Annotated in this window: 21 protein-coding genes and 2 tRNA genes; 9 read left to right on the top strand and 14 right to left on the bottom strand. The window is 67.6% G+C overall.

Going from position 1 to position 24,701, the window contains the following annotated elements; all coding sequences use genetic code 11:
• The first annotated feature begins 1 nt into the window (after position 1).
• The 5 genes from C6Y44_RS09375 to C6Y44_RS09355 all read left to right on the top strand — a co-directional run bounded on the left by C6Y44_RS09375 (position 2) and on the right by C6Y44_RS09355 (position 5,190).
• Positions 2-1,330, top strand: coding sequence for an FMN-binding glutamate synthase family protein (locus C6Y44_RS09375; RefSeq protein ID WP_159418623.1), 1,329 nt, complete (start codon positions 2-4; stop codon positions 1,328-1,330).
• Positions 1,331-1,376: 46 nt separating this feature from the next.
• Positions 1,377-2,606, top strand: a complete 1,230-nt coding sequence (locus tag C6Y44_RS09370) for an allantoate amidohydrolase (RefSeq protein ID WP_159418624.1) — start codon at positions 1,377-1,379, stop codon at positions 2,604-2,606.
• Positions 2,607-3,167: a HutD family protein gene (locus tag C6Y44_RS09365; protein WP_159418625.1), complete on the top strand. Its 561-nt coding sequence runs from the start codon at positions 2,607-2,609 to the stop codon at positions 3,165-3,167.
• A gap of 58 nt (positions 3,168-3,225) precedes the next feature.
• On the top strand, positions 3,226-4,416 hold the full coding sequence (locus C6Y44_RS09360; protein WP_159418626.1) for an NAD(P)/FAD-dependent oxidoreductase: 1,191 nt from the start codon (positions 3,226-3,228) through the stop codon (positions 4,414-4,416).
• 126 nt (positions 4,417-4,542) lie between these two features.
• Positions 4,543-5,190, top strand: a complete 648-nt coding sequence (locus C6Y44_RS09355; RefSeq protein WP_120282202.1) for a helix-turn-helix domain-containing protein — start codon at positions 4,543-4,545, stop codon at positions 5,188-5,190.
• A 67-nt stretch (positions 5,191-5,257) separates the two neighbouring features.
• On the opposite strand, the gene C6Y44_RS09350 is transcribed toward C6Y44_RS09355, so the two are convergent.
• Positions 5,258-6,595, bottom strand: coding sequence for an ammonium transporter (locus tag C6Y44_RS09350; RefSeq protein WP_159418627.1), 1,338 nt, complete (start codon positions 6,593-6,595; stop codon positions 5,258-5,260).
• A 300-nt stretch (positions 6,596-6,895) separates the two neighbouring features.
• On the opposite strand from C6Y44_RS09350, the gene fdhD reads away from it, so the two are divergent.
• The gene (gene fdhD / locus C6Y44_RS09345) at positions 6,896-7,726 is read left to right on the top strand and encodes a formate dehydrogenase accessory sulfurtransferase FdhD (protein WP_016691878.1); all 831 of its coding nucleotides are present in this window, start codon (positions 6,896-6,898) and stop codon (positions 7,724-7,726) included.
• A 9-nt stretch (positions 7,727-7,735) separates the two neighbouring features.
• On the opposite strand, the gene C6Y44_RS09340 is transcribed toward fdhD, so the two are convergent.
• The 7 genes from C6Y44_RS09340 to C6Y44_RS09310 form a co-directional block, all read right to left on the bottom strand.
• On the bottom strand, positions 7,736-8,866 hold the full coding sequence (locus tag C6Y44_RS09340) for a lipase family protein (RefSeq protein ID WP_436839535.1): 1,131 nt from the start codon (positions 8,864-8,866) through the stop codon (positions 7,736-7,738).
• A 69-nt stretch (positions 8,867-8,935) separates the two neighbouring features.
• Positions 8,936-9,724: an SDR family NAD(P)-dependent oxidoreductase gene (locus C6Y44_RS09335; RefSeq protein WP_159418629.1), complete on the bottom strand. Its 789-nt coding sequence runs from the start codon at positions 9,722-9,724 to the stop codon at positions 8,936-8,938.
• A 41-nt stretch (positions 9,725-9,765) separates the two neighbouring features.
• Positions 9,766-10,422, bottom strand: coding sequence for a PaaI family thioesterase (locus tag C6Y44_RS09330; protein ID WP_016691875.1), 657 nt, complete (start codon positions 10,420-10,422; stop codon positions 9,766-9,768).
• A complete protein-coding gene (locus C6Y44_RS09325; protein WP_159418630.1) occupies positions 10,419-11,288 on the bottom strand; it encodes a MaoC/PaaZ C-terminal domain-containing protein in 870 nt (289 codons plus the stop codon). The genes C6Y44_RS09330 and C6Y44_RS09325 overlap by 4 nt, the downstream gene beginning before the upstream one ends.
• Positions 11,289-11,293: 5 nt before the next feature.
• Positions 11,294-13,483, bottom strand: coding sequence for an acyl-CoA dehydrogenase (locus C6Y44_RS09320; protein ID WP_159418631.1), 2,190 nt, complete (start codon positions 13,481-13,483; stop codon positions 11,294-11,296).
• A gap of 34 nt (positions 13,484-13,517) precedes the next feature.
• Positions 13,518-14,681: a steroid 3-ketoacyl-CoA thiolase gene (locus C6Y44_RS09315; RefSeq protein ID WP_159418632.1), complete on the bottom strand. Its 1,164-nt coding sequence runs from the start codon at positions 14,679-14,681 to the stop codon at positions 13,518-13,520.
• Positions 14,682-14,798: 117 nt separating this feature from the next.
• Positions 14,799-15,416 (bottom strand): TetR family transcriptional regulator, encoded by a 618-nt coding sequence (locus tag C6Y44_RS09310; protein WP_159418633.1) that lies wholly within the window; start codon positions 15,414-15,416, stop codon positions 14,799-14,801.
• 202 nt (positions 15,417-15,618) lie between these two features.
• Between C6Y44_RS09310 and C6Y44_RS09305 the strand changes: the two genes are divergently transcribed.
• Complete coding sequence (locus tag C6Y44_RS09305) at positions 15,619-16,539, top strand: 3-oxoacyl-ACP reductase (protein WP_120282193.1); 921 nt, start codon at positions 15,619-15,621, stop codon at positions 16,537-16,539.
• Between the two features lie 37 nt (positions 16,540-16,576).
• On the opposite strand, the gene C6Y44_RS09300 is transcribed toward C6Y44_RS09305, so the two are convergent.
• The 6 genes from C6Y44_RS09300 to C6Y44_RS09275 all read right to left on the bottom strand — a co-directional run bounded on the left by C6Y44_RS09300 (position 16,577) and on the right by C6Y44_RS09275 (position 22,654).
• Positions 16,577-17,965 carry an AMP-binding protein gene (locus C6Y44_RS09300; protein WP_159418634.1) on the bottom strand — a complete coding sequence of 463 codons (1,389 nt, stop codon included), beginning with the start codon at positions 17,963-17,965 and terminating at the stop codon, positions 16,577-16,579.
• Between the two features lie 167 nt (positions 17,966-18,132).
• The gene (clpX, locus tag C6Y44_RS09295) at positions 18,133-19,410 is read right to left on the bottom strand and encodes an ATP-dependent Clp protease ATP-binding subunit ClpX (RefSeq protein WP_016691868.1); all 1,278 of its coding nucleotides are present in this window, start codon (positions 19,408-19,410) and stop codon (positions 18,133-18,135) included.
• Between the two features lie 230 nt (positions 19,411-19,640).
• Positions 19,641-20,303: an ATP-dependent Clp protease proteolytic subunit gene (locus C6Y44_RS09290; RefSeq protein ID WP_016691867.1), complete on the bottom strand. Its 663-nt coding sequence runs from the start codon at positions 20,301-20,303 to the stop codon at positions 19,641-19,643.
• Between the two features lie 46 nt (positions 20,304-20,349).
• Positions 20,350-20,976 carry an ATP-dependent Clp protease proteolytic subunit gene (locus C6Y44_RS09285; protein ID WP_016691866.1) on the bottom strand — a complete coding sequence of 209 codons (627 nt, stop codon included), beginning with the start codon at positions 20,974-20,976 and terminating at the stop codon, positions 20,350-20,352.
• Positions 20,977-21,118: 142 nt separating this feature from the next.
• The gene (gene tig / locus C6Y44_RS09280) at positions 21,119-22,504 is read right to left on the bottom strand and encodes a trigger factor (protein WP_367269340.1); all 1,386 of its coding nucleotides are present in this window, start codon (positions 22,502-22,504) and stop codon (positions 21,119-21,121) included.
• A 73-nt stretch (positions 22,505-22,577) separates the two neighbouring features.
• Positions 22,578-22,654: transfer RNA gene (locus C6Y44_RS09275), tRNA-Pro, on the bottom strand.
• A 139-nt stretch (positions 22,655-22,793) separates the two neighbouring features.
• On the opposite strand from C6Y44_RS09275, the gene C6Y44_RS09270 reads away from it, so the two are divergent.
• Positions 22,794-22,867 (top strand) — tRNA-Gly (locus tag C6Y44_RS09270).
• Positions 22,868-23,483: 616 nt separating this feature from the next.
• Positions 23,484-24,701, top strand: coding sequence for a carboxylate-amine ligase (locus C6Y44_RS09265; protein WP_225623768.1), 1,218 nt, complete (start codon positions 23,484-23,486; stop codon positions 24,699-24,701).

The raw sequence follows: 24,701 nt of genomic DNA, 5'->3' as shown, positions 1-24,701 counted from the left end.
CATGACCTTCCAGCCCGGACTGCGTGAGTCGGCCACGTTCGACCGCAACGTCATCCACGAGATCCAGCGTGCCGCCGCGACCGGCATCTACGACATCCGTGGCTGGGGCGCCAAGCGCAAGGTTCCCCACTTCGACGACCTGTTGTTCCTCGGCGCGTCGATGTCGCGTTACCCGCTCGAGGGTTACCGCGAGAAGTGCGAGACCGACGTCGTCCTCGGCGACCGCAACGCGAAGTACCCGCTGCACCTCGACATCCCGGTCACGATCGCCGGAATGAGCTTCGGCGCGCTGTCCGGCCGTGCCAAGGAGGCTCTCGGACGTGGTGCCAGCGAGGTCGGCACGTCCACCACCACCGGTGACGGCGGCATGACCCCCGAGGAGCGCGGACAGTCCAAACACCTCGTCTACCAGTACCTTCCGTCGCGATACGGCATGAACCCCGACGACCTGCGCAAGGCCGACGCCATCGAGGTCGTGCTCGGCCAGGGCGCCAAGCCCGGTGGCGGCGGCATGCTCCTCGGACAGAAGATCACCGAGCGGGTCGCGGGGATGCGCACCCTGCCGGTGGGCATCGATCAGCGCAGCGCGTGCCGGCACCCGGACTGGACCGGCCCCGACGACCTCGCCATCAAGATCCTCGAACTGCGCGAGATCACCGGCTGGGAGAAGCCGATCTACGTCAAGGTCGGTGCGACCCGTACCTACTACGACGTCAAGCTCGCCGTGAAGTCCGGCGCCGACGTCGTAGTGGTCGACGGCATGCAGGGTGGCACCGCCGCCACCCAGGACGTCTTCATCGAGCACGTGGGCATCCCGACCCTCGCCGCGCTCCCCCAGGCCGTGCAGGCCCTGCAGGAGATGGGTGTGCACCGCACTCCCGGCGGCGTGCAGCTGATCGTCTCGGGCGGTATCCGCTCGGGCGCCGATGTCGCCAAAGCGATGGCCCTCGGAGCCGACGCCGTCGCCATCGGCACGGCCGCGCTGATCGCCCTCGGCGACAACGATCCGAAGTACCAGGCCGAATACGAGAAGCTGGGCTCGGCCGCCGGCTTCTACGACGACTTCCAGGACGGCAAGGACCCCGCCGGTATCACCACGCAGGATCCCGACCTGCAGGTCCGCTTCGATCCGGTCGAGGGTGGCCGCCGCCTGGCGAACTACCTACGGGTGCTCACCATGGAGGCGCAGACCATCGCCCGCGCGTGTGGCAAGTCGCACCTGCGCAATCTCGAACCGCAGGATCTCGTCGCCGTCACGATGGAGGCCGCCGCGATGGCGCGGGTGCCCCTGGCCGGAACCGATTGGATCCCCGGCCGCAGCACCTTCTGACCGTGGCGACAGGCCTGCCACCGCACTTCCCGAGAGGACACACCACATGACCGCATTCGACACGCTCTGGGCATCGATCCTGGACGTCGGGCAGCATCCGACGACCGGGGGCTACCGCCGATTCGCCTGGAGCGACGCCGATCTCACTCTGCGTGAATGGTTCCGCGGCTGCGCCGCCGAACGCGGTATGGACGTCGAAGAGGACCGCAACGGCAACCTGTGGGCCTGGTGGCTTCCCGAAGGCTGGGCGGGTGATCCCACCGGCGCGTTCGTCACCGGTTCGCACCTGGACTCGGTGCCCGACGGCGGTGCGTTCGACGGCCCCTTGGGCGTGGTCTCCGCCTTCTCCGCCGTGGACCTGGTAAGGGAACGCGGCATCGTCCCGACCGTCCCGATCGCGATCACCGCGTTCTCCGACGAGGAGGGTGCCCGCTTCGGTGTGGCATGTGTGGGAAGTCAGCTCACCACCGGGGCGCTGACTCCCCAGCGCGCGCTCGGACTGCGCGATCGCGACGGGATCACGCTGGCCGAGGCCATGACCCGTGCCGGTCGCGTACCCGAACACATCGGTGCCGATCCCACACTCGTCGACAGGGTGGGGGTGTACGTCGAACTGCACGTCGAACAGGGCCGGGCACTCGACCTCGTCGACGCGCCGGTCGCGGTCGCGTCGTCGATCTGGCCGCACGGACGATGGCAGTTCACCTTCACCGGTGAGGCCAACCACGCCGGCGCTACGCGCCTGGTGGACCGTCGCGATCCGATGCTCGCCTACGCCTCGTCGGTGCACAGCGCCCGCTCGTGTGCCGCGGCGGCCGGCGCGGTCGCCACCTTCGGCAAACTCGAGGTGTTGCCCAACGGGGCCAACGCAATTCCATCCGAGATCAAGGCATGGCTCGACGCCCGCGCCGCGGACGAGGAAACCCTGACGATGCTGGTCGCCGACATCGAGGCCGAGGCCCTCAAGCACTGCCTGCCCGACGAGATCGGGCTCGATGTCTTCGCCGAATCGATCACCCCGATCGTCGAGTTCCCGGCCGGGCCGCGCGAACGGTTGCGCCGCGCGCTGTCGCATCTCGGTGACATCCCGGTACTCCCCACCCAGGCGGGGCACGACGCCGGCATCCTCTCGGAAAAAGTGCCCACCGCAATGTTGTTCGTGCGCAACCCCACCGGCGTCTCGCATTCACCGCACGAGTTCGCCGAGGCCGACGACTGCAATATCGGAGCGCAGGCACTGGCCGACATCATGGCCGACTGGACGACGGGCAGTTAGGTGGCCGTGCAGGTGATCCGCTCGGGCGACCGACGGCGGACGCTCTGGCGCAACGGCGCCGGGACCACGGAGGAGGTAGCGACCGGACCTCGCGGCCCCGCCGGACGCCCGCTGTGGCGGATCAGCGTGGCCGATCTGGGATCCGATCCCAGCGAGTTCTCGGCCTTCCCCGGCAGGGACCGCATCTTCACCGTCGTCGGTGAGCACGGGGTCGACCTCCACTCGGGCCACGGACTTCGTTCGCTGGATCCGTGGCATCCGCACCCGTTCGCCGGTGAGGACGCACCCCGCTGCATCCCCCGAGGCGCGACCAGCGCATTCAATGTCATAACCGCGCGTGGGGCCGCCACTGCGGCCGTCGGGTATCTCACGCTCGACACGGCCTTCGACACCGCCGCAGGCGGAGTCACTGCCCTCTACGTGCGATCGGGCTCCGTACAGGCCGGCACGGAACGGGCCGGGCCCGGGGACTGCGTCCTGATCCGCCACGAGGCGATCACGCTACGAGTCTCGTCGGCCACCGGACTGCTGGTCCGCATCGAACCGACTTCCTCCCTCTGACATCGACTCCCCCACCGACCTCCCCGATTCGGAGGCCGACCGAACAAAGGATCCTCAGGTGACGGACACGACCAAGTTTCTGATCGTCGGCGGCGGCCTCGAAGGCCTGGCCATCGCCTACTCCCTCGCTGACCGCGGCGAGACCGACGTCCTCGTCCTCGAGCGCGACACCCTCTGCTCCGGCATGACCGGCAAGTCCAGCGGTGTCGTGCGCTGTCACTACGGCACCCCGTCGTTGGCTGCGATGTCCTGGTACGGCGTCGACATCTTCACCAAGGCGACCGAGATCTTCGGCGACGACATGGCGTTCCGCCAGTGCGGTTACGTCGTCGGTGTGGCGGAGAACAACGTCAAGCCGCTCGAAGCGAACATCGAGATGATGCAGGGCCTGGGTATCGCCACCGAACTCATTACCCACGACAAGATGGCCGAACTGTGGCCGGGCCTGCACCTCGACGACTTCGCCCTGTTCGCCTACGAACCGCTCGGTGGTCGCGGCGAGGCCTACATGGCGGGAATGGCGTTCGGGGCGACGGCACGGCGGATGGGCGTGAAGATCCGGCAGAGCACCCCGGTGGTGTCGCTGCTGCAGAACGCCACAGGCCGCGTCTACGGCGTCACCCTCGCCGACGGGTCCGAGGTGCACGCCGAACAGGTCATCGTCGCCGCAGGCCCCTGGACTCCGGCACTCGTCGCCGGTGTCGGCGTCGACATCGACGTCCGGGCGCAGCGCGCGCAGTTGGTTCTCGTCGACCAGGGCGTCCCGACCCCGGAGGTGCCCGTGCTGTCCGATCTGGCGGGCCTGCAGTACATCTGCCGCGAGCCGAACGGTGAACTGCTGGTGGGCAATTCCGATCACCAGGCGCCGGAGTACATCGACCCGGACAAGTACGTCAACCGCGCCGACGACTCGACGATCGAGAAGAACATCATGAAGCTCGGCAACCGCCTTCCCGACATGCCGGACCCACGGATCACCAGTTCGTACGTCGGTGCCTACGACGTCACCGAGGACTACAACCCCGTCATCGGTCCGGCACCGGTCGAGGGCCTGTTCCTGGCGACCGGATTCTCCGGGCACGGGTTCAAGATCTCCCCCGCGGTGGGCAAGTTGGTCGCCGACCTGCTGATCGACGGGAAGACCGACCTTCCGAATGTGAACCCGGACGACTTCCGTTTCTCCCGCTTCGAGGAGGGTGATCTGCTCCTGAGCCTCAACCCCTACGAGGGCGCCGGCGAGATGCGCTGATCCCGACCTCCCAGCGCGCGTGCCCTCCACGGACCCGGCCGGATCCCTGTCGTCCGGATCGTGGAGGGCACCGCCGTGTCCGCATTGCGGCGTTCACCACCGGTGGACACACGCTACGCTGATGATATGGCCAGCCCAGATCGTCCCGTCCTGTACGACGATTCCGGACGCGAAGTCCCGCGCGGCACCCCGACGGGTGTGGATCTCGAGCGCGCGATCGCCCACCAGGTGAGGTCGCTGCGGCTGGCCAGCGGTCTGTCCGTCGGCGACATGGCCGCCAAGGTGGGGATCTCCAAGGCGATGCTCTCGAAGATCGAGAACGCCCAGACGTCGTGCAGCCTGTCGACTCTCGCGCGCCTCGCCGCCGGCCTCGACGTCCCCGTCACCTCGCTCTTCCGGGGCGCGGACGCGCACCGCGACGCGGTGTTCACCAAGAACGGGCACGGCGCCGAGATCGTCGGTCGCGGTACGCGGGTCGGCCACCACTACGAATTGCTCGGCGCACTGCGTGGGCAGCACAAGCGGCTCGAACCGGTGCTCGTGACCCTCACCGACGCAAGCGAGGTCTTCCCCCTCTTCCAGCATCCCGGCACCGAGCTGCTGTACATGCTCGAAGGCGAGATGCTCTACGGCCACGGCGATTCCGAGTACCACCTGCAACCGGGCGATGCCCTGCTCCTCGACGGTGAGGGACTACACGGACCGAACGAGCTGCTGAAGCTGCCCATCCGGTTCCTCGCCGTGACGGCGTATCCCGACAACCACCAGCCGTGAACACGACGGAGCCCTCACCGCGCGGTGCGGTGAGGGCTCCTGCCGTTCGGTCGGGGAAACTCGTCGGTCAGGACTTGGGCACGATCACGTCGCGGTCCTCGGCGAACACCTCGGGGCGCAGCGTCGACGGGCCGGTCGGCGAGAACGAGTCCATCACGTAGGCCGTCTCCCCGTGGACCGGGACGTCGATGCCCCGCATCTCCGTCTCGGTGTCGACCCGAATGCCCATGATCTTGTCGAGCGCCTTCGCGATCAGGAAGGTCACCGCGAACGAGTAGGCGAACACCGCAGCCATCGCGACGATCTGGCGTCCGAGGAAATCGATCCCACCACCGAAGAACAGACCGTCGACGCCGGCCGGCGCGGCGGCCGTCGCGACGAAGGCGATGAGGGTGGTGCCCACGACGCCGCCCATGAGGTGGATGGCGACGACGTCGAGCGAGTCGTCGTAGCCCATGCGGAATTTCCAGCTCACGGCGAAGCAGCCGACGGCACCGGAGACCACGCCGATCAGCAGGGCACCGAGCGGGGACACGAGGCTCGCGGCGGGCGTGATGCCCACGAGTGCGGCGATCACGCCCGAGATGGCACCGAGCGTCGTCGCGTGCTTCTCCTTGATGCGTTCGACGAGCAGCCAACCGAGCAGGCCGGCCATCGCGGCGACGAGCGTGTTGAGGACGACGACACCGGCCATGTGGTTGGCGCCGCCCGCCGAACCGCCGTTGAATCCGAACCAGCCGAACAGCAGGATTCCGCCGCCGAGGACGACGAGGGGCAGGTTGTGGGGACGGGCGACGTGCGGGAATCCGCGGCGACGACCGAGCGCGATGGCGAGTGCCAGCGCCGCGACACCCGAGTTCATGTGCACGGCGGTGCCGCCGGCGAAGTCGTGGGCGGCGAGCGTGTTGGCGATCCATCCGCCCTTCGTGCCCGCTTCCTCGTCGTCGAAGGCGAAGACCCAGTGCGCGACCGGGAAATAGACGAGGACGACCCAGATGCCCGAGAACACCAGCCACGCCGAGAACTTCATCCGGTCCGCGACTCCACCGGCGATGATCGCCACCGTGATGCCCGCGAAGAGGAGGTGGAAGGCGGCGGTCAGGGCGGCGGGCATCCCTCCGTCCGGGTTCTCCTCGAGCAGCGACCCGAGACCGATGTCGGTGAAGGGATCGCCGATGAGGCCGAGGCCCCCGACGCTGTCACCGAGCACGGCGGCCGGACCGAACAGCACCCACAGGACGGCGGTGACGGCGAATCCACCGAACACCATCATGATCATGTTGAGCGCGCTCTTGACTCCGAGCATGCCGCTGTAGAACAGCGCCAGGCCCGGAACCATCAGTACGACTGCTGTGAACGCCGCCAAAACCCAGGCGGTATCGGCGGCCGCGAGTGCCTGTTCCATATAAGTCCACCCTGTTCGATCCCGGGGTTCACGACCCCTACGTCAGTCGGTGACCCGCATTCATCACCGTCCCCTGAGAGTGGACCCACTCTGTAATGTCCCTGCGAGGTGCGGGTGAACTTCGTGTAACGCCACCGCAGTTCTCAGGACAGGGGTGCCGTTGCATGCGGGCAGGCAGTATGGAGGACGAGGCGCCGCGTCCCCCGGTGTGCACAACCAGCACCGCCGGGGTATCCCTGCCCTGCCGGGGTTCCGTGGGAACGACGGCTCGAACCGCTGCACGCATCTGGGAGGTAGACGATGGGACGGGTCACGACACGTCGTCCGGTACTGCGCATCACTGCGGACAGGGCGACGCGACGTCCCGACACCCTCGCCGTCGAGGAACCGCTCGAGATCAGGGTCGGCGGTGAGTCGCTCACCATCACGATGCGCACCCCCGGGCACGACGTCGACCTCGTCCACGGCTTCCTGCTGGCCGAAGGGATGATCGGCAGTCGCGAGGACATCGCCGCCGTCCGCTACTGCGACGGCGTGGACGAGAGCGGCGCCAACACCTACAACGTCCTCGACGTCGCCCTCGCCCCCGGCGTCACCGTCCCCGAAGGGACGGGGCGACGCGCGTTCACGACGACCTCCGCGTGCGGGGTGTGCGGGAAGAACTCGCTCGACGAGGTGCGCACGCGCACCCGCTATCCGTTGAAGGATGCCGGCACCACCTCGATCGGCACGCACACCCTCACCGAACTGCCCGACACGCTGCGTCGGCACCAGCAGGTCTTCGAGTCGACCGGCGGTCTGCACGCGGCCGCGCTGTTCACCCCCGACGGGGCGCTGCTGGCCCTGCGCGAGGACGTCGGCCGGCACAACGCCGTCGACAAGGTGATCGGCTGGGCCCTGACCGACAACCGGGTTCCGCTCTCGCACAGCGTGCTCATGGTGAGCGGACGCGCCTCGTTCGAACTCGTGCAGAAGGCGGTCATGGCCGGGATCCCCGTGCTCGCGGCGGTCTCGGCGCCGTCGTCGCTGGCCGTCGATCTCGCCGCGGAGTCCGACCTCACCCTCGTGGGCTTCCTCCGCGGCGACACGATGAACATCTACACCGTCCCCGAACGCATCAAGACCGACTGATCGACGGCATCAATCGCACGTGCCGTCCTGCGCCTCGCCCGCGCGTACTCCGTCGACGAACGCCCGCACGTCGCCGAAGGACTCCTCGAGTACCGCGCGGTGGTCGGCCCCCTCGTACACCCGATAGGTCAGGTCGGCTCCGTTGTCGCACAGTGCAGCGGTCACCTGATCGGTGACCGGACGCGACACCAGTGCATCGTCGGTTCCCTGCACGACGAGCGTCGGCACCGTCAGGGTGAGCGGTTCGACCTCCTGGCCGGCGTAGTACTCGCGGAGCGGCTCGAGGTCCGCATCCGGAGCGAACACCTGATCCACCGGGACCGTGCTCGCCACCTCGCGAACGTCGTCCATGCATCCGGTGCGCGCGGCCTCGAGCAGAGGTCGCGACGCGTCGGTGAGCATCGCGTCGGCGTCGATGCTCGGGTCCGCCGCCTGCGCTCCGAGCAGCAGCACCGGGAGGAATCCGAGCGCCGGACCGATCGCGGGACCGGCGGTCGCGTAGTACTCGGCGGTCTCACTGGTGCGGCTACCCGGGGCGAAGGAGACCGCGCCCTGCAGTTCGAGTTCGGGTGCGCGTTCCTCGCCGTGTGCCGCCACATACAGCGCGGCGTGTCCGCCCTGGCTGTGTCCCATCGCGACCCATCGGGTGCCGATGCCGGAATCGAGTTGCCGAGCCGCACGCACGATGTCGACGACAGCGGCAGCCGCGCTGTCTCCGTTCATGTACGGGTGTTCGCCCGGTGTTCCGAGGCCCTCGTAGTCGGTCTGGACCACGGCGTAGCCGTCGGCGACCCACTGGTCGAGCATGGCGGTGGTCCTGCCGACGTAGGAATGGGCCGGACCGCCGGGGGTGTCGGCGGAGGGTGCGCAGGCGTCACCGACCCCGGTGGTGCCGTGTGCCCAGCTGATCACGGGCCAGCCCCCGTCGGGGGCCTCACCGTCGGGGATCGCGACGGTGCCCGACACGAGCGTGGGGCGCCGGTCGGCCCCCTCGGACAGATAGGTGATCAGATGCGTGCGCGATGCGCTGGGAATCGCCGCCGCACCGGTGAGGGTACGTTCGGTGACGAGAGAGCCCGGCCCGCCGGAAGTCTCCTCGGTGTCGTCACCGGAGTCCGCGCAGGATGTGATACCGAGCATCGCCGTTGCGGTGAGTGCTGCCACCAGGCGCCGGGAAGTACGAGAGAGCATGAATCCTCCGTTGGGATTTCAGTCCACGTTCGGCGCCCACTGCACGCCGTTGATGTGGCTACCGCCGTCGACGAACAGCGTGTTGCCTGTGAGATAGCGGGAGTCGTCGCTCGCGAGAAAGGCTGCGACGGTACCGATGTCCTCGAGCGGGTCGCCGATACGGCCCATCGGGTTCGCTGCGGCCTGCGTCGCTGCCATCTGCGGGTCCGCCTCCGCGACCCGCTGATATGCCGCACTCTGCGCGCCGGGACAGATCACGTTGCAGCACACCTGCTTCGGTGCCCACTCTCGGGCCGCCGTGCGAGTCATGCTGCGCAGCGCCTCTTTCGCCGCGTTGTACGACACCGAGTACATGTGCGCATTGACGCCGTTGAGACTGCACATGTTGATGACCCGACCGGTGCCGTGTCGGGCCAGTTCCGGATACGCGCGCTGCATCGCCCAGAACGCGGCCATCACCGCCATGTCGAACCCGGCCTGCATGCTGTGTTCGGGCGTGTTCTCCATACGCGCGAAGCCCAGTGACCGCCAGGCGTTGTTGACCAGGATGTCGAGGCGCCCGAATTCCCGCGCGGCGGTGTCCACCGCGTTGTGCACCTGTTCTCGGTCGGTGACATCGGTCGATACGAAATGTGCCGCCGTCCCCCACTTCTCGGTGATCCACCGTGCGGTGGCCGCCCCGGCTTCCTCGTCGACCTCGGCGACGACGACGCTCGCCCCCTCACGGGCCAGCGCGCCGGCAACGCCGCGGCCGATTCCCATCCCGGCGCCGGTGACGATCGCCACCCGCCCGTCCAATTTCCCCATGCCGTTCCTTTCCGATACGACGGCGTATGCGGTGCAGGCCGTCAGCGCGGACGGGGAACCGTCCTGTCGATGAACAGCGCCTCGACGGAGACGCACACCGTGCCGTCCGCGGTCCTGATCTCGCCGACCGTGTTGATCTTGCGGCCGTCCTGCTCGACCAGACGACCGGTGATCGTCAGCGGCTCGAACAGCGGGGTCGGGCGGTGGTACCGCACATTGAGCTGTGCGGTGGCGCCGCTGCGCCCGGCCCAGGCGTTCGCCACACCCAGAGTGTGATCGAGCAGGAGGGCGGAGACTCCGCCGTGCACGTGCCCGGGCGGGCCCTGGTACGGGAAGGTCAGTTCGACGACGCCTTCCACCGATCCGTCTTCGCGACCGGCGAGCACCAGCGGCGGAGCGAGCGCGTTCTCCGGCCCGGTGACCGGATCGTGCCGGGTGACACCCTCCCCGTGCCACATGTCGATCAGTCGCTCCCGCACTTCGGGGGCGTGTTCCTCGAGGTGCTCGGCGATATTGTCGAGTTCTTCGGCGACCCGCTCGAGATTCGCGTTGCCACGGTCGGTGCGCAGCAACGCGTCCACCACGCGCCGCGCGGCGGCGGTGGCGCGGTCGACGGCGGTGTCCTGCGGTGCCGAGGTCAGCACCGTACCGTCGGGCGCGTGTCCGACGACGGGGTGGGTGTCCGGGTCGACTCTCATCGAATCTCCATCGTGGCGTGGGTGAGCACCGGTTGCCCGTCGCGCTCGGGACATGTGGCGAGCAGGGTGAGGGTGTCGCCGTCTCGCCAGACCGCCGTCTCGATCGTCTCCCCGGGGTACAGCGTGCCGGCGAAGCGGACCGAGAACGACCGGACCCGGGTCGGGTCTCCGTCGAGCACACCGTCGACGACGGCCTTGCACACGACACCGTACGAGGCGAGTCCGTGCAGGATCGGCCGATCGAAACCGGCCGCCTTCGCGAATTCGGGATCGGCGTGCAGCGGGTTCATGTCGGCACTGAGCCGGTACACCAGTGCCTGTTGCGTGCTCGTAGGTGACACCAGGGTCTTGTCGGCGTCCCGTTCCGGCACTGCGTTCGACACATCGGGCCCGGCGTCTCCGCCGAAACCTCCCTCACCGCGCGCCCAGATCTGCATCGCACTGGTCCACAACGGGTTTCCGTCGGCGTCCACTGCGGACTGCTCGAGCACGATCACGGCGGCTTTGCCCTTGTCCCACACATCGGAGATGCGAGACGAGACGGTCGCCGAACCCGAGATCGGGATCGGGGCGTGCACGGTGACGGACTGGCCACCGTGCAGGATCCTGCGCAGGTCGATGTCGATTCCCGGCAGGCTCAGTCCGGCCGGTGTCACCGCACCGGCGGAGACACCCTGACCGGCGACCATCGCGAAGGTCGGCAGGACCCGCAGGTCCTTCTCGTACACCCACCGCAGTTCGGCGGGATCGAGCGAGTCGGCACCCGCACCCAGACCGAGGTGGTAGAGGATCACATCGCGTTCGGTCCACGAGGCGTCGCGGACGGTGGGCGCAGCGGAGAGCGCGACATCGGTATCGATGGGCATGGGCGTCACTTTCCGGGTTCGGGATCGCGGGGCAGGCCGAGAAGCCTCTCACCGATGATGTTCAGCTGGACGTTGGTCGTCCCACCGGCGATGGACATGCACTGCACGTTGAGGAACATGTGGGTGGCCGAAGTTCGGTCCTGGTCGTCGAGCAACGACGCGGGACCGGCCCAGTCCATCGCGGTCTCCCAGACCTGCTGGAGGTGCTCGACGCCGAGGAGCTTGGCGACGGAGGACTCGGCACCCGGCTGTGCACCGGCCAGCGAGCGGAGAGCGGTGCGCAGCCCCATGAGGCCACCGGACGCGGCATCGCCGAGCACTTTGCCGAGAACGGTGAGCTGTTCGTCGTCGGGTCCGCCGGGCATGCCGTTCGCGAGCGCCATGAGAGTCTCGCAGCCGGCACCGAAAGTCGAATCGTGTGAGAGGGAGACGCGTTCGTTCGCGAGGGTCGTACGGGCGAGCTTCCATCCGTCCCCGGGCTCGCCGACGAGGCACTCGTCCGGCACGAACACGCCGTCGAGGAACACCTCGTTGAACAGGGCTTCGCCGGTGATCTCCCGCAGCGGCCGGATGTCGAGGCCTTCCGTGTTCCTGATGTCGATCAGGAAGTAGGACAGGCCTTTGTGTTTGGGCGCTTCCGCGTCGGTGCGGGCGAGGCAGATGCCCCAGTCCGCGACCCGCGCCATCGACGTCCACACCTTCTGACCGTCGAGCCTCCATCCGCCGTCCACCTTGACGGCCTTGGTGGACAGGCCCGCGAGATCAGACCCGGCGCCGGGTTCGGAGAAGAGCTGACACCACACGAGATCCCCGCGCAGCGACTGCGGGACGAATCGCTCGATCTGCTCGGTACTGCCGTGCGCGATCAGGGTCGGCACCACCCAGTTGCCGATGATCATGTCGTGCGGTTCGAGTTCGGCGACGCGCAGTTCCTCGGCGACGACGAGTTGCGTGACGGCGTCGGCGGCCTTGCCCCATGGTTCGGGCAGATGAGGAGCGGTGTAGCCCTTCTCCGCCAGATACGCCTTCCGCGCTGCGTTCTCCAGCGACTTCGCCGGCTCGAGTTCGGCACGGACGTCGGCGCGAATCCGTTCCGCCTCGGGCGGAAGATCGACGCTCAGCACGCGGCGGGCACCGTCGAGCGTGAGGTGGGCGACCCGGCGCCGCCACGACGCCGTGGAGCCGAGCAGGATCCGGAGCGACTGGGCGCGCCGCATGTACAGGTGCGCGTCGTGCTCCCAGGTGTAGCCGATGCCGCCGAGCACCTGAATGCAGTTCTTGGTGACCTGGAAGGCCGCCTCCGGAGCGATGGACGCGGCGACCGCCACGGCGAGCGATGACTCGTCGTCCGCCGCGTCCTCTGCCTGCGCTCGCGCGGCGTCCCAGGCCACGACCCGGGCCTGTTCGGTGAGACAGAGCATCCGGGCGACGGTGTGCTTGACACCCTGGAACTGTCCGATGACGCGGCCGAACTGCTTGCGGACCCGCGCATAGTCCGCGGCGGTGGTGGTCGCCCAGTCCGCGAGACCGGCGGCCTCGGCGGCGAACAAGGTCGCGGCGATATCGACGATCCGATGCGAATCCGACCTCAGCACGTCCCCGTCGGACAACGTCAGGGCGCTCGCGGTGATCTCGGCGTTGCGGCGGATCACGTCGTAGCTGGGCAGGTTCGTGACCTCGACCCGGTCACGGGTCACGACGACGAAGACCCGCTCACCACCGTCGTCGGCCGCGAGCAGGAACACATCCGCGACCTGGCCGCCGAGGGCGGCACCGGAGGTTCCCGAGAGCATGACGGAATCGCCGTCGCGCTCCACTCGCAGGTCCCCCGGCTGCAGGGCGACCGCACCGAACAGCGAACCGTCCGCGAGCCCATCGAGTTCGCTGCGACGGCCGGCCTCGTCGAGGACCGCGGACACGATCACGGTCGGAAGGAACGGGCCGGGCACCATGGCTCGTCCGAGTTCCTCTGCGACGATTGCTGTTTCGAGCAAACCGAAACCGGCGCCTCCGACCTCTTCGGGCAGGTGCAATCCCAGCATGCCGAGTTCGGCGAACGAGCTCCAGTACGTCGGGCGGGCTTCCGTCTTCGCTTCGACGGCCGTGCGGATCACGTCGGGTGTGGCGTGCCGTGCCGCCCAGCCGCGTACGGAATCGCGGAGCTCGCGGTCCTCGTCGCTCAATCCCAGAGTCATGATCGGGTCCCTTCGGATAGCAGAATGTCCGGCGTCAGATGCGCTCGATGATGGTGGCGGAGGCCATCGCGCCACCCGCACACATCGTGACCAGCGCCGTCGAGCGGTTCGAACGCTCGAGTTCGTGCAGGGCACTGGTGATCAATCGCGAGCCGGTGGAACCGACGGGGTGGCCGAGCGCGATGGCGCCGCCGTTGACGTTGACCTTGCTCATGTCGGCCCCGTGGACCTGAGCCCAGGACAACACGACCGAAGCGAAGGCTTCGTTGATCTCGACGATGTCGATGTCGGACAAGGACATTCCGGTGCGCTCGAGTACCGCGCGAGTCGCGTCGATGGGACCGTCGAGGTGGTAGTACGGGTCGGAACCGACGAGCGTCGACGCGAGAATCCGGGCCCGGGGCCGCAGGCCCGCCTCCCGCGCCTTGTCCTCGCTCATCAGCAGCACGGCGGCGGCACCGTCGCTGACCTGAGAAGAGTTGCCTGCTGTGTGGATTCCGTTCTCGATGACCGGGCGGAGGCCCGCCAGCCCCTCGGCGGTGGTCTCACGCAGCCCGCCGTCACGAGTCACTGTCGCGATCTCACCGGTGGGCTCACCCTCCTTGGTCACGATCGGCGCCTGCACCGGGACGATCTCGCGGTCGAAGCGCCCCTCGGCCCACGCGGCTGCGGCGCGACGCTGCGACTCGAGTCCGAGAGCATCGACATCGTCACGTTTGATGCCGCGCTTGTGGGCGATACGTTCGGCAGAGGTGAACTGGTCGCCCATGTCGATCGACCAGTCGTCCGGATAGGGGTTGCCGGTGCCCGGTGCGTTGGCCTGGCCGAGGAACACCCGGCTCATGACCTCGACTCCGCATCCGATTCCCGCGTCGATCTGCCCGGACGCGATCAGTCCGGCCACCATGTGGACCGCCTGCTGCGACGAACTGCATGCGCAATCGATGGTCGTCGCGGCGGTCGTGTACGGGAGACCTGCGTGGAGCCAGGCCTGGCGGGTCACGTTGTTGGACTGCTCCCCCGCCTGGGTGACGGCGCCTCCGACGAGCTGACCGACCTGGTCGGCAGGCAGTCCGGTGCGGTCGAGAACGGCCTTCTGGGCGGCACCGAGCAACACCGCGGGGTGGACCCCGGCCAGCTGACCGCGTCGGCGGCCGATCGGTGTCCGCGCAGCCTCCACGATGACGACCTTGCTCATGCCTGCTCCCAACTGCTCGACGATATTGAAATTTATTCTAGTGACGAGGGTCGCAGATTACCGCGCCGTCCCACCGACCGGGACCACCCTTGTGGAAGCTCCGCGAAACCCGCCGGCTCAGTTCCCGGCGACGGAAAGATCCACCAACAGCAGATCGCACGCAACACGCAGGTCGGATTCGACCTCCGGAATCGACATCCGCCCGTTGAGGGCCGACCGGACCAGCCCGAACCACAAGGCCACCAGGAGACGCACGACGGTCGCGTCCCGGACCGTCGGCTCGGCGATGCCGGCCGCGGCCAAGAGCAGTCCGTCGAAGTGCCGATCGATCTTCGCCGCGTCCGGAACCGAGGCGGCGTTCGACGAGGCCGCGGACTGGATCATCGCGTTCGCCAACAACGGTGCGCGCACCAACGCCCGGGTGGCCTGCAGCAACACGTCGTAGACGGAGGCGGCCGGGGAACCGCCTGCCCGTGGCCGACTGGACAACCGAATCCCCATTCGGTCGATCCGGTCGACCATGACCGCCACGAAGAGATGCGTCTTCGACGGGAAGTAGCGGTAGAGGGTTCCGATGGCGACACCGGCGAGTTCGGCGACCTCCTGCATCCGGACCCGTTCGAGCTCTTTCGCTGCCCCCAATTGTGCTGCCGCGTCGAGGATCCTGTCGTATCGCGCGTGTTGTTCCGCCGAATTCGGTTCGGCGGCATCGCGCACCTCCGCAACCCTGGGCATGCCCGGCCCTCCCTCCCTCGTCCGCCGTGATCTCGAACCACCGTCGCCGACGAACGTTCCAGGCAAGCCGGTCGGCGGTCCGCTCGATCCCGGCCACCGAGACCGTCGGCGTCCCCGGATCGCGTACGGCTCCAGACTAGAATGAATACTAATTCCGGCGCGGTGCACTGACGAACCGCCGCAATCGAACAGGAGACGTTCCATGGGTGAATCCGTAAGTCTGGCCGGGCGCGCGGCGGTCGTGACCGGCGCCGGGGCCGGCCTGGGCCGCGCCGAAGCCCTCGCCCTCGCCGAGGCAGGCGCCGCCGTCGTCGTCAACGACATGGGCGACGCGGCGCACGAGGTGGCAGAGGAAATCGTCGCGTCGGGAGGCCAGGCCATCGCCGTCACCGGCGACGTGTCCGACTGGGCTCTCGGCGGTCGCCTCGTCGAGGAATCGGTCAAGGCATTCGGGTCCTTCGACATCCTCGTCAACAACGCGGGCATCATCCGCGACAAGATGATCTTCAACCTCACCGAGTCCGACTGGGACGACGTGATCCGAGTGCACCTCAAGGGCCATGCCGCCACCTCACATGCGGCGGCGGTGCACTGGCGTCAGGCGAGCAAGGCTGCGGGTGGACCGGTCTACGGCCGCGTCGTCAACACCTCGTCGGAGGCCTTCCTCTTCGGTTCCGCCGGACAGCCGAACTATTCCGCTGCGAAGGCAGGCATCACGGCACTGACACTGTCCACGGCGCAGGGGCTGGCGCGCTACGGCGTCACCGCGAATGCGATCTGCCCCCGCGCACGCACCGCGATGACCGCGGAGGCCTTCGGCGAGGCCGGCGCCACGACCGGACTCGATCCCCTGGCGCCGGAGCGCGTGGCCACCCTCGTGCGTTACCTCGCCTCGCCGGCGTCCTCGGAGATCACCGGACAGGTGTTCGTGGTGTACGGAAAAATGGTCGCGCTCATGGCGGCGCCGACCGTCGAGAACCGTTTCGACGCAGCCGGTTCGGCATTCACGGTCGAGGAACTCGACGAGCAGCTCTCGTCGTACTTCACCGGCCGCGGCCCGTACGAGACCTACGCCGCTTACAGCATCGCGGAACTCGAGAAGGTCGCGCTGGCCGTCGACTGAGCGACGTGTTTCAGCGACTAACAGACCACCCGGTCCTTCAGACCGGGCTGACGTGAGCGACGTTCGCTTCGGCGGCGCCCCTCGGAGCTTGCACACCGCGACCGTTCGAGGGGCGCCGCCCTCTTCCTCCGACACCACCCGATACCGAACCGCGCCGACCCAGCAGGATGATCGTGCCGTCGCCCTCCACCCGGGCCATATCCCCGAGAATCGACACACGGACCCCGTCGACAACGGGGAAGGTCGCGGCCGTCTTCACAGGGTCGCCCCAGTAGCCGAGCGGGACGTGCCCGGACCGGGCGACATATCCGACGGCACCCGAGCCCGGCTCGATCGGACGCAGCTGCTCGTCGACCACCCGTACCGCCGGTGTGGGCGTGAGCCGTACCGTTCCGTCCTCACCGACGGTGACTTCGCCGTCCATGCCTGACTCCGAGGAACCGAAGTTGTCGCGCACGATCACGTTGGGGAGCAAAGCAGTCAAGTGCTCGCGGACGGGATGCGAGAACAGCGCACCGCCGGAACCGACCACGAACAACGAGCTCAGATCGAACTCCGAGCCGTACACCGCGATCGCGTCGGCGAGGGCACGGGCGCCGGCGTCACCGACAACGGTCATCGTCATCACCCGTTCACGCTCGACGAGCGTCAGCGCCTCCACGGGGTCGAAACCGTGCATCGATACCTGGGTTGCTCCGAGGCAGAAGGCGCTGAACATACTCTGCAGGGCAGCACCGTGTACGAAGGGGCCGGTGAGCATCCAGGTCATCTGCGGAATGCTGGAAACGACGGACACGACTGTTGCCCCATCGGCGTGGTGTGCCCCGAAGGGACTACCTCCCGACAAGGCCGCGTGGAAGAAGTCCTCGTTCCGCCACATCACGGCCTTGGGCAGACCCACCGCCCCGGCGGTGTAGACGATCAACAGGTCGTCACCGCTTCGCGCAGCAAAGCCGCGCTCTGCAGACTCCCCGCTCGTCGCCTCGTCGACGTCGACTACCGTCACGTCCTTCCATGCCACATCGCATGCCTCCCCGACGGTGACGACATGCCGCACGGTGGGTGTTCGCGGAAGGACCGCAGCCGCATGCCCGGCCAAATCACCATCGAGAACCATGGCCGCGAGCTCCACATTGCCGATCAGGTAGGCCAGTTCCGCGTCGGCGTAACGAAAGTCGATATTGATCGGTACTGCGCGGATCTTGAGACACGCGAGCAGCGCCCGAACGAATTCATTGCCGTTGCGCATGTACAGACCGACGTGTTCCCCCGGGCGAACTCCCGCACGAACGAAATGCCGGGCGAGACGATTCGCATCCGCGTCGAGTTCGCAGTAGGTCGGCCGCTTGTCCCCATCCACGAGCGCTGTGCGCGTGGGTACGGCATCGACGATTGCTTCGAACAGATCCGCAAGATTCAGCGACATCGAAGTCCTTTCGACGCGGAACAGGGACGACTCCAATGTCCCATGCCATCCCTCCGGTGAGCTGCACCACTTCCATTCAACGGAATGGTTCCGGATCACATGTTCAGTTCTCGCGAAAAACGCCCCGGCACTCTGGTGCCGGGGCGCTCGTCGTAAATCTCGCAGGATCAGGCGCTCTTGTCGCGACGCTCCCGATCGGCCTTGCGCGGAACGATCGTCGGAAGGACGTTGTCGTTCACGGTCTCGGCGGTGACCACGACCTTGGCGACGTCGTCGCGGCTGGGGATGTCGTACATCACGGGCAGGAGCACCTCCTCCATGATGGCGCGGAGCCCGCGGGCGCCGGTGCCACGGAGGATCGCCTGGTCGGCGACCGCTTCGAGTCCGTCCTGGGAGAACTCGAGTTCGACGCCGTCCATCTCGAACAGGCGCACGTACTGCTTGACCAGAGCGTTCTTCGGCTCCGACAGGATCTGGACGAGCGATTCCTTGTCGAGATTGGTCACCGACGCGAGGATCGGCAGACGACCGATGAACTCGGGGATCAGACCGAACTTGATGAGGTCCTCGGGCATGACGTCGGCGAAGTGGTCGGTGGTGTCGATCTCGGCCTTGGACCGCACCTCGGCGCCGAATCCGATGCCGCGCTTGCCGACCCGATCGGAGACGATCTTCTCGAGACCGGCGAACGCACCCGCCACGATGAACAGCACGTTCGTGGTGTCGATCTGGATGAATTCCTGGTGCGGATGCTTGCGGCCACCCTGCGGCGGGACGGATGCCTGGGTGCCTTCGAGGATCTTCAGCAGCGCCTGCTGCACGCCCTCGCCCGACACGTCGCGGGTGATCGACGGGTTCTCGCTCTTGCGGGCGATCTTGTCGACCTCGTCGATGTAGATGATGCCGGTCTCGGCGCGCTTGACGTCGTAGTCGGCGGCCTGGATGAGCTTGAGGAGGATGTTCTCGACGTCCTCACCGACGTAGCCGGCCTCCGTCAGTGCGGTGGCGTCGGCGATGGCGAACGGCACGTTGAGCATCTTCGCGAGCGTCTGCGCGAGGTAGGTCTTGCCACAACCGGTGGGGCCGAGAAGCAGGATGTTGGACTTCGCGAGTTCGACCGTCTCACCGCGGGAGTCTCGGCCCTTGTCGCCGGCCTGGATGCGCTTGTAGTGGTTGTAGACCGCCACGGCCAGCGTGCGCTTGGCGGCGTCCTGGCCGATCACGTAGTTGTCGAGGAAGTCGCGGATCTCGGCCGGCTTGGGCAGCTCGTCGAGCTTGACCTCGCTGGTCTCGGCCAGCTCTTCCTCGATGATCTCGTTGCAGAGATCGATGCACTCGTCGCAGATGTAGACACCGGGGCCCGCAATGAGCTTCTTGACCTGCTTCTGGCTCTTTCCGCAGAAGGAGCACTTGAGCAGATCTCCGCCGTCACCGATACGTGCCATCAGTCAGGTCCCTACTTCCTCGTGTGCGTGCAACCGGTCCCGCAACCACCACACGGGGCGGTCCCGGGGAGCGGGCCCTTTGATCGACCGTACCCGGATGTCGGCGCGCAGGTCGACCGGTTCTGCGCGTTTCCGGTCATATTTGTACAGCACAACATGTGTCGACGATCACAGTCCCGGCGTCGGCGGCTCCGGAAGACACCGTGTCTCCCGGAACCGCCTGCGACGTTCTACTTCTGGGCCGAGAGCTTCCGGTACTCGAGAACCCGGTCGATCAGACCGTATTCGACGGCCTGCTCCGCCGTGAGGATCTTGTCCCGATCGGTGTCCTTGCGGATCTGCTCGGGATCCTTGCCGGTGTGCTTCGAGAGCGTGTTCTCCATGAGAGTACGCATGCGCTCGATCTCGGCGGCCTGGATCTCGAGGTCGGAGACCTGACCCTGGATGCCACCCGTGGCGGGCTGATGGATGAGCACGCGAGCGTTGGGCAGCGCCAGGCGCTTACCGGGGGTGCCGGCGGCGAGCAGGACGGCCGCGGCGGAGGCTGCCTGACCGAGGCACACCGTGGTGATGTCGGCGCGGACGTACTGCATGGTGTCGTAGATCGCCATGAGCGAGGTGAACGAACCACCGGGCGAGTTGATGTACATGGTGATGTCGCGGTCGGGATCGAGCGACTCGAGCACCAGCAGCTGAGCCATCACGTCGTTGGCGGACGCGTCGTCGACCTGGACGCCGAGGAAGATGATGCGCTCTTCGAACAGCTTGTTGTACGGGTTGGATTCCTTGACGCCGTAGCTCGAGTGCTCGATGAACGACGGGAGGATGTAGCGGCTCGCGGGCGAGGCAGGAGCTGCGCCGCCGAGCTGGCGCGGATCGAACATGTTGGTCATCGCTTCTCCAAGAATTCGGTGGTGTGAGGGCAGATCGGGCCGGGACCTAGTTGGCGGTACCGCCGGCCTGCTGCGCCCGGGAGACGACGTGGTCGACGAAGCCGTATTCGAGCGCCTGCTGCGCCGTGAACCAGCGGTCGCGGTCGGAGTCCTTGGTGATCTGCTCCACCGACTGGCCCGTGTGCTCTGCGATGAGCTCGGCCATCTCGCGCTTGGTGTGTGCGAACTGCTCCGCCATGATCGCGATGTCGCTCGCCGTACCACCGATACCTGCGGACGGCTGGTGCATCATGATCCGCGCGTGCGGGAGCGCGTAACGCTTGCCCTTGGTGCCGGCGGAGAGCAGGAACTGACCCATCGAGGCGGCGAGGCCCATCGCGAAGGTCGCGACATCGCACTCGACGAACTTCATCGTGTCGTAGATCGCCATACCGGCGGTGACCGAACCGCCCGGCGAGTTGATGTACAGGGAGATGTCGCGGGTGGGGTCCTCGGCCGACAGCAGAAGGATCTGAGCGCACAGCTTGTTCGCGATGTCGTCGTCGACCTGGGTGCCCAGGAAGATGATGCGCTCGCGGAGCAGGCGTTCGTACACCGAGTCGCTGAGGTTCAGCCCAGCGGTGGCCGAGGTCATCGCGGGACCGATGGATGTCGCCGGATTCTGAGGAGTCACGGGTACCTGCCTTCTCGTCGATCGTGGGTTGCTGACACTGACACTAACGAAACGGGGCGGCACCGGATGCCCGGTGCCGCCCCTCTTCGCTGAAAGCGGAAATTCGTGCCCCTGGGGTTTCGAATCTCCGTGGGTCGTCCGACTACTCGGAGGCCGAGTCCTCGGTGGTCTCCGCCTCGGCGTTCTCGCCCTCGGCGTCGTCGTCCTTCTTGGTGCCGAACAGCTCGGCGGTGTCGACGGTCGCACCCGTGGTGTCGGTCACGTTGGCGCGATCGACGACGGTGCCGAGTGCCTTGCCGCGGCGGACGTCGGCGAAGACGGCACCGAGCTGGTTGGCCTGGCTGATCTGCTGGATGAACTGCTCCGGCGGAATGCCGTAGCGCTGCGCCTGGAAGAAGATGCGCTCGGTCAGCTCCTGCTGCTCGACCGTGGTGTTCTCCGCCTCGGCGATCGCGTCGAGGAGCAGCTGGGTCTTCACCGAACGCTCGGCGGACTCGCGTGCTTCCTTGTCGAACTCTTCGCGGCTCGTACCCTGAGCCTCGAGCAGCTCGTTCAGCTTGGTCTCGTCGTGATCGAGCTCGTGGATCGCGTCGTGCAGCGCGCTGTCGACCTCGGCCTGGACGGCGGCCTCGGGAACCGGGATCTCGACGGTCTCGAGGAGAACCTCGAGGACCTTGTCGCGGATCTGGCCGGCCTGCTCGACCTGCTTGACGCGCTGGACGCGCTCGCGGAGGTCGGCCTCGAGCTCGCCGATGGTGTCGAACTCGCTCGCGAGCTGCGCGAACTCGTCGTCGGCCTCGGGCAGCTCGCGCTGCTTGACGGTGTTGACCTTGACGGTGACGACGGCTTCCTTACCGGCGTACTCGCCGGCGACCAGTGTGGAGGTGAACTCCTTCGACTCGCCGGCGGACAGGCCGATGATCGCCTCGTCGAGTCCGTCGATGAGTTGGCCGGAGCCGACCTCGTGCGACAGGCCCTCGGTGGCGGCCTCGGGAACCTCGTTGCCGTCGACCGTCGCGGACAGGTCGATGGAGACGAAGTCGCCGTCCTGCACCGGACGCTCGACGCCCGTCAGGGTGCCGAAGCGCTGACGCAGCGACAGCATCTGCTCGGCGATGTCCTCGTCGGTGATCTCGACGGGATCGACGGTGACGGCGATCTCGGAGAAATCGGGGAGGGTGATCTCGGGACGGACGTCGACCTCGGCGGTGAACGCCAGCTCGACGTTGTCCTCGAGCTTGGTGACGTCGATCTCGGGCTGGCTGATGACCTTGACGTCGTTCGCGGTCACGGCCTCGCTGTAGCGGCTCTGGATGGCCTCGTTGATGACCTGGTCCAGAACGGCGCCGCGGCCGACGCGGGCCTCGAGGATCTTGCGAGGAGCCTTACCGGGGCGGAAGCCCGGGATGCGGACCTGGCCGGCGAGGGCCTTGAAAGCGCGGTCGAAATCAGGCTGGAGCTCCTCGAAGGGCACCTCAACATTGATACGGACTCGCGTCGGGCTCAGCTGCTCGACGGTGCTCTTCACGGACATGCTCCTTCTGTCGTGCTCTCTTGTCGGTCGTTCGTGTCACTACTGAGCGCGCTGACGCTGTTCGATCTGGTCGGGATGACAGGATTCGAACCTGCGACCCTCCGCTCCCAAAGCGGATGCGCTACCAAGCTGCGCCACATCCCGGTCGTGAAGGCACCGCATCCGACCGCGGGACCCATCGCAGAATCCTACGGCCCCCCGATTATGAAATCCAAAGCGAGGTCCGGTACAGTCTCATCTCGCAAGCCGCAGCACCGGTCTACACCGGCGCCGCAGCCGCAACGGGGATGTAGCTCAATGGTAGAGCCCCAGTCTTCCAAACTGGCTACGCGGGTTCGATTCCCGTCATCCCCTCCACGGAGGAAGCCCGCCGGGTGCGCACAGCACCGGCGGGCTTCGTCGTTCCGGACCGATCCCCCGACGTCCGGTTTCCGGCAGGTGACATGCACATTTCTGGACACATCGTCCCGAGGGGTGTCATCATGCCGTCGAGGTTGAGAAGCAGCCCCACCACAGGTCGTCCGAATGCGACCTCGGCTGCAGTCCGCCACCGTCTGTGACATCGACAGTTCACTATCGTCGGTCACATCGACAGTTCACTACCGTCGGTCACATCGACCTCCGTGTCGGTTCCGTTCGGGCCGGCCCTGCCCACCCGCATTCCGACGACCGCACGTACCACCGCGTCGCCATCCCCGTCGTGTCCCCCGAGCGGACGCGACCGCGAACCGGTGGGGCGTCGTCGGATGACACCGCAGGGGGGTGTCGAGGAACCGGCCTCGCCCCACCTCCGGCCGGCCGGAGTCGGGAACGGCTCCGGTCGGTCCCCGGTCCCCCACCGAACCCCGTTCTCCGGTGTGAAATCCGAGTATCGTCGTCTCACCCCCGTAGGTCAGCGGTCGGTCGAGAAGGCGCCGGCGTCTCCGACGGCGCCGGCTGTACCGACGGCGCCTCGCTATGCAGGGAGGCAACGATGCCTCGGTGGCACGGACCGAATCCCCAATCGCCTGCGGCCGCCGCGGGCGCCGGACACGGCCTCCCGACATCCGCTCCGACCGTCGGCGTCGAGGAGGAGTTCTTCCTCGTCGACCCCACCTCCGAACGGCTCACCGCGAGCAACGACCTCGTCGTGGCCGCCGCTGCCCGACTCGGACTCGACCTGGACTACGAGCTCAAACGCACCCAGGTCGAGGTGAACACACCGGTCTGCCACAGCTCGACCGAACTGCGCGCGCGTGTCGTCGAAGGCCGGACCATCGCGGCCGCGGCCGCGCGGGAGGCGCACGTGGGTCTGCTCGCGTCGGGTGTGTCGCCCGTACTCCAACAGCTCGCGTCCGTGACGGATGTGCCGCGCTACCGGACGATGGCCGAGCGGTACGGACGTCTCGTCGAGGAGCAGGAGGTCTGCGGCTGCCACGTCCATGTCGGTGTCGCGGACCGCGAGACCGCCGTCCTGGTGTGCAACCACGTCCGGGTGTGGTTGCCCACCCTGCTGGCCGCGACGGCCAACTCGCCCCTCCATCGGGGCCGCGACACCGGGTACGCCAGCTGGCGGGCGATCATGGCCTCCCGGTGGCCGTGCGCGGGCCCTCCCCCACGTTTCACGTCGGCGGAGCACTACGACGCGATCGTCGCCATGATGATCGACAGCGGCAACATCCTCGATCCGGGCATGGTCTATTGGGACGTACGTCCCTCGGCGCATCTGCCCACCGTCGAGGTGCGGGTGAGCGACGTCCCGGCGACGGTCGACGAGACGGTTCTCCTGGCGATGCTCGTCCGCGCGCTCGTCGCCACCGCCGAACGCGAGGTCCGGGAGGGCACCGCTGCTCCCCCGGTCGCCGACGAGGTCGTCCACGCCGCCTATCTGTGTGCCGCGCGCGAGGGGCCGACCGGACGTGCCGTCGACGTGTTCACCGGGCGGCCCACCACCGCGCAGCAGTCCTTCCGCGCATTCCTCCGCCACATCGGCCCCCAACTCGAGGAGACCGGCGACCGCCGGTGCGCGGTGGCGATGTGGGAGGCGATCCTCGCCCGCGGCACCGGGGCGATGCTGCAGCGACGCGCGTTCGCCCGCCGTCACGCCGTCGCCGACGTCGTCGATGCCCTGCGCCGGGCGTTCGTCGACGGACCGCAGACTCCTCCTCTGTCCGGCGGCGTCCACCCCGCCCCGGACGTCCCGGCGCTCTGA

Origin of the sequence: Rhodococcus rhodochrous, from assembly GCF_014854695.1 — a bacterium.
GTDB lineage: Bacteria > Actinomycetota > Actinomycetes > Mycobacteriales > Mycobacteriaceae > Rhodococcus.
This window is presented reverse-complemented; position numbering and strand designations above follow the sequence as displayed.

Bases quoted from the DNA above. Each gene is read 5' to 3' on its own strand.
- C6Y44_RS09330 (WP_016691875.1), bottom strand. From the start codon at position 10,422: ATGAGAGTCGACCCGGACACCCACCCCGTCGTCGGACACGCGCCCGAC.
- C6Y44_RS09335 (WP_159418629.1), bottom strand. From the start codon at position 9,724: ATGGGGAAATTGGACGGGCGGGTGGCGATCGTCACCGGCGCCGGGATG.
- C6Y44_RS09350 (WP_159418627.1), bottom strand. From the start codon at position 6,595: ATGGAACAGGCACTCGCGGCCGCCGATACCGCCTGGGTTTTGGCGGCG.
- C6Y44_RS09325 (WP_159418630.1), bottom strand. From the start codon at position 11,288: ATGCCCATCGATACCGATGTCGCGCTCTCCGCTGCGCCCACCGTCCGC.
- clpX (WP_016691868.1), bottom strand. From the start codon at position 19,410: ATGGCACGTATCGGTGACGGCGGAGATCTGCTCAAGTGCTCCTTCTGC.
- C6Y44_RS09300 (WP_159418634.1), bottom strand. From the start codon at position 17,965: ATGTCGCTGAATCTTGCGGATCTGTTCGAAGCAATCGTCGATGCCGTA.
- C6Y44_RS09315 (WP_159418632.1), bottom strand. From the start codon at position 14,681: ATGAGCAAGGTCGTCATCGTGGAGGCTGCGCGGACACCGATCGGCCGC.
- C6Y44_RS09305 (WP_120282193.1), top strand. From the start codon at position 15,619: ATGGGTGAATCCGTAAGTCTGGCCGGGCGCGCGGCGGTCGTGACCGGC.
- C6Y44_RS09290 (WP_016691867.1), bottom strand. From the start codon at position 20,303: ATGACCAACATGTTCGATCCGCGCCAGCTCGGCGGCGCAGCTCCTGCC.
- C6Y44_RS09320 (WP_159418631.1), bottom strand. From the start codon at position 13,483: ATGACTCTGGGATTGAGCGACGAGGACCGCGAGCTCCGCGATTCCGTA.
- C6Y44_RS09310 (WP_159418633.1), bottom strand. From the start codon at position 15,416: ATGCCCAGGGTTGCGGAGGTGCGCGATGCCGCCGAACCGAATTCGGCG.
- C6Y44_RS09370 (WP_159418624.1), top strand. From the start codon at position 1,377: ATGACCGCATTCGACACGCTCTGGGCATCGATCCTGGACGTCGGGCAG.
- C6Y44_RS09355 (WP_120282202.1), top strand. From the start codon at position 4,543: ATGGCCAGCCCAGATCGTCCCGTCCTGTACGACGATTCCGGACGCGAA.
- C6Y44_RS09340 (WP_436839535.1), bottom strand. From the start codon at position 8,866: ATGCTCGGTATCACATCCTGCGCGGACTCCGGTGACGACACCGAGGAG.
- C6Y44_RS09375 (WP_159418623.1), top strand. From the start codon at position 2: ATGACCTTCCAGCCCGGACTGCGTGAGTCGGCCACGTTCGACCGCAAC.
- C6Y44_RS09265 (WP_225623768.1), top strand. From the start codon at position 23,484: ATGCCTCGGTGGCACGGACCGAATCCCCAATCGCCTGCGGCCGCCGCG.
- fdhD (WP_016691878.1), top strand. From the start codon at position 6,896: ATGGGACGGGTCACGACACGTCGTCCGGTACTGCGCATCACTGCGGAC.